This is a genomic window from Actinomadura soli, assembly GCF_005889715.1.
Lineage (GTDB): Bacteria > Actinomycetota > Actinomycetes > Streptosporangiales > Streptosporangiaceae > Spirillospora > Spirillospora soli.
The window spans coordinates 1-1,812 of the sequence record NZ_VCKW01000540.1; the positions used below are offsets into that span (position 1 = coordinate 1).

Annotated in this window: 3 protein-coding genes; all 3 read left to right on the forward strand. The window is 71.4% G+C overall.

The genetic code is table 11. The features are described 5' to 3' along the window. A partial coding sequence (locus ETD83_RS41645; RefSeq protein ID WP_138650738.1) for a LuxR C-terminal-related transcriptional regulator occupies positions 1-143 on the forward strand: 143 nt, incomplete at its 5' end. 838 nt (positions 144-981) lie between these two features. Continuing rightward, complete coding sequence (locus ETD83_RS41650) at positions 982-1,278, forward strand: SHOCT domain-containing protein (RefSeq protein WP_205718187.1); 297 nt, start codon at positions 982-984, stop codon at positions 1,276-1,278. Further along, positions 1,275-1,812 (forward strand): HAD-IC family P-type ATPase (locus ETD83_RS41655; RefSeq protein WP_171064751.1); only part of this gene is annotated, 538 nt, incomplete at its 3' end. The genes ETD83_RS41650 and ETD83_RS41655, both read left to right, overlap by 4 nt.

Genomic DNA, 1,812 nt, shown 5'->3' on the forward strand with positions numbered 1-1,812 from the left:
GGCTGTTCCTGGCCGAGAAGACCGTCAAGAACTACATCTCCAACATCTTCGCCAAACTCGGCATGAGCCGCCGCACCCAGGCCGCCGCGCTCGCCGCACAGCTCAAATCCGACTCCTCTCGCTCCAAAGATTGGCACGAGTAACACCGGACCGGCCCCACCGGCGCGCCTGGCCGATCAAGTAGCCGCTCCCGCTCAAGGACGGCGGTGCACGATCGCCACGGGGCAGTGCGCACCGACGTCAGGGAACTTGGCCCGCCACCCCGCCAGTGACTCGGCGAGCAGGCGCTTTTCCTGCGCGGCGAGAAGCTCGCGGTTGTAGACGAGGGGCTGCGTATCCCCGGGCCGGGTGGAGACCGGATGCGTCCAGGCCAGCAGGGCTCGCAGCCGGATACCGCGCAGGGACGCCTCCTCAAAGGCGAACCCGACGGCGTCGGCCCGGCCTGCGAACCGTCCGCGCCGACCATCACCCCTCCTTGCGCGGAGGGTTTCGGTGGAAACCGCCCGCCCCGCGCGCGCCGACCACGATCAGCGCCGCGTCCGCCGCCGCGCCAGCAGGGCTCCGGGCGGCGTGCCTCTAAGCAGCACCGGCCGCACGTCCATACCCGGGGGCGGAGCTCTCGGACGAGCCGGACCCCGTCGTCCAAGATCAGAGCACCCATGCGGCGGACGACCTGTACCGCGTCGCCGTCCTGGGGACGTTGGGGATAGGGCCAGGCCCATGCGTGGCAGATCCGCAAGGGCAGGCCACGTAGGGGTGCCTCGGTGGCCGCCCAGCGCAGCGCCTGTTCAGCGGCCGGGGGAGGCGTCGAAGCCAACGAGTACGTGTCGAGTGTCCATCGAACGCTCACCCTCCAGGCCTTCCACGCTCGTCCGGCCGAGCCGTGGTGGTCAGAGGCATGGGTCCGTCGATCCGGGGGACCTTCGGCCCTGTCGGCGGGCAGCCCGGGATCGCAGGGTAAAGGCGTCAGGAGGTGTGGCGATGAACACCGGTTATGCCCTTGTGGTCGCCGCTCCCGGCGACGGCTGGGGGCACATGGGAAACGGCGGCTGGTCCGGCTGGATGTGGGTGTGGGGCGCGGCGATGGTTCTGCTGTGGGTCGCCGTCGTCGGCGCGGCGGCATGGCTGATCACCCGTGCCGCGGCGTCTCGCCGCGTCGATTCGCCTGATCCACGTGCGACGGGGATGGAGCGCGCCCGCGCGATCCTCGCCGAGCGGTACGCCCGCGGCGAGATCGGCACCGACGAGTACGACGAGCGGTTGGCAAAACTCCGATGACTACAGCCCTCGCCCCCTACCGCAGGCCCGCCGAGGACGTCGTCCACGACCTCGGTGGGGACCCGGCCAAGGGCCTCACCTCCGGTGAGGCTCGGGCCAGGCTGGAGCGGGACGGCCCCAACACGCTGCCCGCCGCCCGCGGACGCGGCCCGGTGACCCGGTTCCTGCTGCAGTTCAACAGCCCGCTGATCTACGTGCTGCTGGTGGCGGCGGGTGTGACGGCCCTGCTCGGCGAGCATGTCGACGCGGTGGTGATCCTCGGCGTTGTGATCGTGAACGCCGTGGTCGGCTTCGTCCAGGAGTCCCGCGCGGAGAAGGCACTCACCGCGCTCGCGGCCATGGCGCGGACGACGGCGACGGTCGTCCGCGATGGGACGCCACGCCGGATCTCGGCCGCCGAGCTGGTCCGCGGCGACCTGATCGAGCTGGACGCGGGCGACAAGGTGCCCGCCGACCTGCGGCTGCTGCGCACCGACGAGCTGGCCGTGGACGAGTCGGCCCTCACCGGCGAGTCGATGCCCGTCGCCAAGGACC